Consider the following 6,252-nt stretch of genomic DNA (forward strand, 5'->3'; position numbering starts at 1 on the left):
CTCACAGTGTCGCTCACAGCGCCGCCCCCAGCAGGTCGAGGCCGGCGGACGCGCCGCCGAGCGTCCCGGAGATCTGCTTGCCCCACAGGAAGTGCCGGTGCACCGGGTAGTCGATGTCCACGCCGATGCCGCCGTGCAGGTGCTGGACGCGGTGGACGACGTTGAGCCCGCCCTCGTCCGACCACCACTTGGCGACCAGGACGGCGGTCTCGGCGTCCTCCCCGGCGGCGACCAGCGAGACGGCGTGCCAGAGGCAGACGCGCAGCGCGTCGATCTCGATGTAGCAGTCGGCGAGCTGGTGCTGCGCGGCCTGGAACGTGGCGAGCGGGCGGCCGAACTGCTCGCGCCCGGACAGGTAGTCGGCGGCCATCCGCAGCGCACCGTCGGCCACGCCGACCTGGACGGCGGCCAGCGACACGCGGACGGTCTCCAGCACCGCGTCCAGGGCGCCGGAACCGAGGGCCTGCGCGGGGGCGCCGTCCAGCGTGAGGTGGCCGGCGATGTCGCGGCTCGTCGTCTCGGCGCGCTCCCAGGCGCCGGCGGACGTCTCGACGACGAACAGCCCGGGGCCGTCGGCCGACGAGGCCGACACCAGCACGTGGCTCGTCCCGAACGGCGTCGGGACGACGGCCTTCGTGCCGGTCAGCAGCCACCCGTCCTCGGCCCTGTCCCCGTCCCGGACGGCGGTGCAGCGCGGCGACGCCGGGTCGGACGGCCCGAACTCCTCCAGCGCGACCGTCAGCCGCGCCGACCCGTCCAGGACGGACGGCAGCATCTCCCGCTGCGGCGCCGACCCGTGCGAGGCCAGCGTCAGTGCGGCGGCGACGCACGACCAGATCGGGACGGGCGCGACGGTCCGCCCCTGCTCCTCCAGCAGGACGGCCAGCCCGGCGACACCGAGCCCGGCCCCGCCGGCCGCCTCCGGCAGCGCGACGCCGAGCAGGCCCGTCTCCGCCAGCTCCGCCCACAGGCCCTCGTCGAAGCCCCGCTCGGACGCCTCCGCCGCCTTGATCCGCGCCTGCGTGGCCCGGTCGGCGAAGATCTGCCGGGCCAGGTCCCGGACCGCCTCCAGCTCTTCGCCCAAGGTGAAGTCCATTAGCGCTCCTTCGCAGCGTCGGCCGGGCGGAACGCCGGCAGGGACAGGTCGGGGTCCGGGTCGATCCAGTCGAGGACGACGGGCATGCCGACCTCGACGTCCTCGGGCGCGACCCCGGTCATGTTCGCGATGAGGCGGGTGCCCTCGGCCAGCTCGACCACCGCGACGACCAGCGGGTAGTCGAACGCCGGGTGGCGCGGGTGGTGGTTGACCACGTAGCTGTAGACGTGGCCGTCGCCCTGCGCCTCGACGGTGTCCCACGCGAACGAGCCGCACTGCGGGCAGCACGGGCCGGGCGGGTGCCGCAGCGACTTGCAGTCGGCGCACCGCTGGATGACGAGCCTGTGCTCGCGCGCCGCCTCGAACCAGAACGCGTTGTCGGGGTTGATCGGCGGCCGGGGCCGCAGCGCCTTGGGCGCGGGCTTGCCGGCGGGACGGAAGCGCAGCAGCCGCCAGCCCTGCGTCGCGACGACCTCGCCGGACGCGTCGCGGTAGGTCCGCAGGGTGGTGATGAAGCGGCCGGTGCCGAGCCCGGTCTTCTTCTCCGGGGAGATCGCCTGGACGACCTCCTCGACGCTGACCCGGTCGCCCGGCACCAGTTCCCGGACGAACTCGAACTCCGAGTCGGTCGCGACGACGGAGGTGTAGCCGCCCTCGGCGAGCAGCGCGGTCAGCTCGTCGGACCCGTTCGGCGACGGGTCCGGGCGGACGGACGCCGCGTACCCGCGCATCGTCCACGCCTGCACCATCGACGCGGGCGCCACGACGCCGTCGCGTCCCGACGCGCGGGCGGCGGCCTCGTCCAGGTAGACGGGGTTGCCGTCCTCCATCGCCTCGACCCAGTGCCGGATCATGGGGACGTTCACCGGGTCCTGCCCGAAGCGGCGGGTCAGCAGCTCGCGGCCGACCCAGGCCTGCAGCCTGTCCTCGTAGTCGTTCAGAACCGCGTCGTCGTTCGTCACCGCGTCGTCGCTCATGAGCGCTTCGCCCTCGGCAGTCCCAGGCCCTGGACGGCGACCATGTCGCGGAGCACCTCGTTGACGCCGCCGCCGAACGTGTTGACGATCCCCTGCCGGGACAGCTGCTCGATCTGCCCGTGCAGCACCGCGCCCGGCGACTCGGGGCGGATCCGCCCGGCCGCGCCGAGCACCCCGGTCAGCGTCCGCTGGACGAAGATGTGCGTCTCCGTCCCGTAGGTCTTGGTGGCCCCGGCCTGCGCGCCGGTGAGTTCCCCGGCCTCGACCGCCATGGTCATCTTCCAGTTCATCAGCCGCATCGCCTCGAGCCGCGCGTACGTGCGGGCGAGGTCGGCGCGTACCCACGGCAGGTCGATCACGCCGTTCTCGCGGGCCCAGTCCCGGACGTCCTCCCACAGCCGGATCATCCGGCCGCCGAGCGCGGCGAGGCCGATGCGCTCGTGGTTGAGCTGGGTGGTGATCAGGCGCCAGCCGCCGTCGACGTCCCCGACGACCGAGGACGCGGGCACCCGGACGCCGTTGTAGTACGTCGACGTCACGATCATGCCCCCGACCGTCGGGATCGGGCTCCAGGAGAACCCGTCCGCGTCGGTCGGGACGATCAGGATCGAGATGCCCTTGTGCTTCGGCGCGTCCGGGTTCGTCCGGGCGGCGAGCCAGATGTGGTCGGCGGTGTTGGCGCCGCTGGTGAACACCTTGCTGCCGTCGACGACGAACTCGTCGCCGTCCAGGACGGCCTTCGTCCGCAGCGACGCGAGGTCGGTGCCGGCGTCGGGCTCGGTGTAGCCGATCGCGAACACGAGGTCGCCGGACAGGATGCCGGGCAGGTACTTCTTCTTCTGCTCGTCCGTGCCGAAGCGCATCAGCGTCGGGCCGACCGTGTTCACCGTGACGAACGGGAACGGCAGCCCGGCGCGCTGCACCTCGTCGAAGAACACGTACTGCTCGGCGATCGACCTGCCCTGCCCGCCGTACTCGGTGGGCCAGCCGTAGCCGAGCCAGCCGTCGTTGCCGAGCATCTTCACGATCTCGCGGAACCGGTCGCCGCCGACGCCCTGCTCGCCGGCGCGGCGCCGCACGTCCTCGGGCAGCAGGCCCGCGAAGTACGCCCTCAGTTCCGCGCGCAGCTCGCGGTGCGCGTCGGACTCACGCAGATCCATACCTGCCCTTTCCACAGTTACGGGAGGAAGCGCCGGCGGCCGGCGGCGATGAACTCGTCCCGGAGCGCCGCCTTGTCCGCCTCGGTCATCAGCACGTACTCGGGCGCGCCCCGGCCCTTCCACCGGTACACGGGGTCGGACGTCCGCCAGCCGTCGAGTTGCAGTTCCTTCTTCTTCAGCTTGCCCGAGCCGGTCGTCGGCAGCGCGTGCGAGACGCGCACGAACCGCGGCGCGCCCTTGGTGCCGAGGTCGTCCTGGACGGCGAGGAACGCCGGGAGGCCCAGGTCCGCGAACTCCACATCGGCCGGGACCTCGATCGCCGCCATCACCTGGTCGCCGGAGCGCGGGTCGGGGACGCCGAACGCGACCGCGTCCACGATCCTCGGGTGGCGGCGGACGACGTTCTGGGTGAGCAGCGCGGAGATGTTCTCCGAGTCGACCCGGATCCAGTCGCCGGACCGTCCGCCGAAGTACAGGAACCCGTCGCCGTCGACGTAGCCGAGGTCGCCCGTCCAGTACCAGCCGTGCCGGACGCGTTCGGCGTCCGCCTCGGGGTTCTTGTAGTAGCCCTCGAACTTCGCGGCGCCGTGCGCGTCGACGATCTCGCCGACGGCGGCCTCGGCGTTGGTGACGCGGCCGTGCTCGTCCAGGACGGCACGGGCGCACGTCTCGCGCGTCTCCGGGTTCACGATCCGGACGCCGTCGTGGGCGGGGCGCCCGAACGCGGTCGGCGGCGCGGCCGGGTCCCGCTTGATCATGCCGGCGCTCTCGCTGGAGCCGTAGCCCTCGACGAGCTTCGCGCCGAACCGGCGCAGGAACTCGGCCTTGTCCTCGGGGGACGCCTCCGTGCCGAAGCCGTGCGTCAGCGTGTTGTCGCCGTCGTCCGGCTGCTCGGGCGTGGACAGCACGTACCCGATCGCCTTGCCGACGTAGGTGAAGAACGTCGCGCCGTAGAACCGCACATCGGGCAGGAACCCGGACGCGGAGAACTTCGGCGCGAGCACGACGGCCGCGCCGACCGCGAGGGACGGCGCCCACAGCGCCATCAGCGCGTTGCCGTGGAACAGCGGCATCGAGCAGTAGCTGATGTCGTCGCGCTTGATGTCGTACTTGGCGCTGTTGTTGCGGCCCAGCTCGGCGAGCCGGCCCTGCGAGCAGCGCGCCGCCTTGGACGCGCCGGTCGTCCCGGATGTGAACAGCAGCAGCAGCTGCGTCGTCGGGCTGACCCCCGCGTCGGCGGCGGGTTCGCACGCATGGGACGAGACGAGCGCCGGGTAGTCCCCGTCGTCGATCAGCAGGAAACGGTCGCGCGGGACGCCGATGTCGAGACCGTCCAGCAGCTTCAGGCCGGCCTGGTCGGTGATCAGCAGCTGGAGGTCGGTGTGCCGGACCTCCTGCTCCAGGTAGGCGCCGGTCCGGGTCGAGTTGATGCCGACGATCGTCGCGCCGCTCAGCGCCGCCGCGCCCAGCCACAGGACGTACTCGGGGACGTTCTCCAGCAGCACGCCGATGTGGAACGGCCCGTCCCGGCGCCGCTCACGGGCCAGTGCGGCCCGCGCGGCGCTCTCCCGGACGACCTCGTCCCACGTCCACGTCCGCTCCCGGCTGCGCAGGCCCGGCCGGGTGTCGCCCAGCCGGTCCAGCAGCATTCCGGCGACCGTCTCGTCGCGCCCCGGCACGTCAAGCACTGGGGCTGCCCCAGGCCGGCTCGGTGGACAGGACGCAGTGGGTGCCGCCGTAGATCGCCGTCATGCACTTGTTGCAGTGGATGCACAGCGACTCGGTGGCGGGGTCGTCCTTGATCCGGTTGATCAGGTCGGGCTCGCGCAGCAGGGCGCGGGCCATCGCGACGAACTCGAAGCCCTCCGCCATGGCGGTGTCCATCCCGGCCCGGTCGGTGACGCCGCCGAGCAGGATCATCGGCAGCTTCACCGCGGCGCGGATCTGCCGGGCGTCCTTGAGCAGGTAGAGGTCCTCGTACGGGTAGGACTTCAGGAAGTGCTTGCCGATCAGCTTGATGCCGAGCTTGGTCGGCTGCTTCATGACGGCCGCGAACTCGTGCAGCGGCGCGTCGCCCTTGAACAGGTACATGGGGTTGAGCAGGGAGCTGCCCGCCGTCATCTGCAGGGCGTCGACGGAGCCGTCGGCCTCCAGCCACCGCGCGACCTGGATGGCCTCGTCGATCCAGAACCCGCCGGGCACGCCGTCGTCCATGTTCAGCTTCGCGGTGATCGCGATGCGGTCGCCGACGGCGTCGCGGACGGCGCGGCCGATGTCGCGGGCGAGCCGGGCGCGGTTCTCCAGCGAGCCGCCGTACTCGTCCTTGCGGTGGTTGACCTTGGGGCTGAGGAACGAGCTCGTCAGGTAGTTGTGCCCCATGTGGATCTCGATCGAGTCGAAACCGGCCTCGATCGCCATCTTCCCCGCGTAGGCGTGCGCCTCGACGACGCGCGTCAGGTCCGCGTGCGTGGCGGCCCTGGCGACGGTCTGCGTGGTCAGGTGGAAGTGGCGGCTGGGCGCGAGCGCGGGCAGCTTGTTGCTCTTGGGGTTGGCGACCGGGCCGGCGTGCCCGATCTGCGCCTGGGCGGCGGCCCCCTCGGCGTGCACGGCGTCGGTCAGCTTGCGGAGGCCGGGCATGGCCTCATCCCGCCAGTAGATCTGCCGGCGGTCGGTGCGCCCCTCCGGCGCGACCGCGCAGTACGCGACGGTCGTCATGCCGACGCCGCCGCGCGCGTGCCGGACGTGGAAGTCGATCAGCGCGTCGGTGACCTGGCCGCTCTTGGTCAGCCCTTCGTACGTCGCCGCCTTGATGGTGCGGTTCCGCAACGTGACGGGCCCGAGCTTCGCCGGCGCGAACACGTCGGGCTTCTGGTGGTTCATTCAGAGTCCTCCATCCGGTTCAGACGTTAATCAGCGGGATGTCCCGACACTCCGGACATCCCGCTGACTGGGAGCATCCCCCCGCCCCCTACTCCGTTGACCTGCGGCGTGTTGTTGTTATACGGCGGCTCATAACAAC

5 protein-coding genes are annotated in these 6,252 nt (G+C 72.0%); all 5 read right to left on the minus strand.

Annotated elements, in window-relative coordinates:
• Positions 1 to 13: 13 nt before the first annotated feature.
• From ABZ806_RS01165 to ABZ806_RS01185, 5 genes are read right to left on the minus strand one after another with little or no spacing between them, the layout of a single operon-like run.
• A complete protein-coding gene (locus ABZ806_RS01165; RefSeq protein ID WP_500214449.1) occupies positions 14 to 1,096 on the minus strand; it encodes an acyl-CoA dehydrogenase family protein in 1,083 nt (360 codons plus the stop codon).
• The gene (locus ABZ806_RS01170; protein ID WP_500214451.1) at positions 1,096 to 2,073 is read right to left on the minus strand and encodes a bifunctional MaoC family dehydratase N-terminal/OB-fold nucleic acid binding domain-containing protein; all 978 of its coding nucleotides are present in this window, start codon (positions 2,071 to 2,073) and stop codon (positions 1,096 to 1,098) included. Before ABZ806_RS01170 ends, ABZ806_RS01165 begins: the two co-directional genes overlap by 1 nt.
• Positions 2,070 to 3,233 (minus strand): acyl-CoA dehydrogenase family protein, encoded by a 1,164-nt coding sequence (locus tag ABZ806_RS01175; protein WP_500214452.1) that lies wholly within the window; start codon positions 3,231 to 3,233, stop codon positions 2,070 to 2,072. Before ABZ806_RS01175 ends, ABZ806_RS01170 begins: the two co-directional genes overlap by 4 nt.
• Positions 3,234 to 3,250: 17 nt before the next feature.
• Positions 3,251 to 4,921 carry a steroid-22-oyl-CoA synthetase gene (gene casI, locus ABZ806_RS01180; protein ID WP_500214454.1) on the minus strand — a complete coding sequence of 557 codons (1,671 nt, stop codon included), beginning with the start codon at positions 4,919 to 4,921 and terminating at the stop codon, positions 3,251 to 3,253.
• Positions 4,914 to 6,113: an NADH:flavin oxidoreductase gene (locus ABZ806_RS01185; protein WP_500214456.1), complete on the minus strand. Its 1,200-nt coding sequence runs from the start codon at positions 6,111 to 6,113 to the stop codon at positions 4,914 to 4,916. Before ABZ806_RS01185 ends, casI begins: the two co-directional genes overlap by 8 nt.
• Positions 6,114 to 6,252 lie beyond the last annotated feature (139 nt).

This window comes from Spirillospora sp. NPDC047418 (genome assembly GCF_040643275.1).
Lineage (GTDB): Bacteria > Actinomycetota > Actinomycetes > Streptosporangiales > Streptosporangiaceae > Spirillospora.

What these genes read in the sequence shown, in the direction of transcription:
- ABZ806_RS01165 (WP_500214449.1), bottom strand. Translation starts at nt 1,096, where the DNA reads ATGGACTTCACCTTGGGCGAAGAGCTGGAGGCGGTCCGGGACCTGGCC.
- ABZ806_RS01170 (WP_500214451.1), bottom strand. Translation starts at nt 2,073, where the DNA reads ATGAGCGACGACGCGGTGACGAACGACGACGCGGTTCTGAACGACTAC.
- ABZ806_RS01175 (WP_500214452.1), bottom strand. Translation starts at nt 3,233, where the DNA reads ATGGATCTGCGTGAGTCCGACGCGCACCGCGAGCTGCGCGCGGAACTG.
- ABZ806_RS01185 (WP_500214456.1), bottom strand. Translation starts at nt 6,113, where the DNA reads ATGAACCACCAGAAGCCCGACGTGTTCGCGCCGGCGAAGCTCGGGCCC.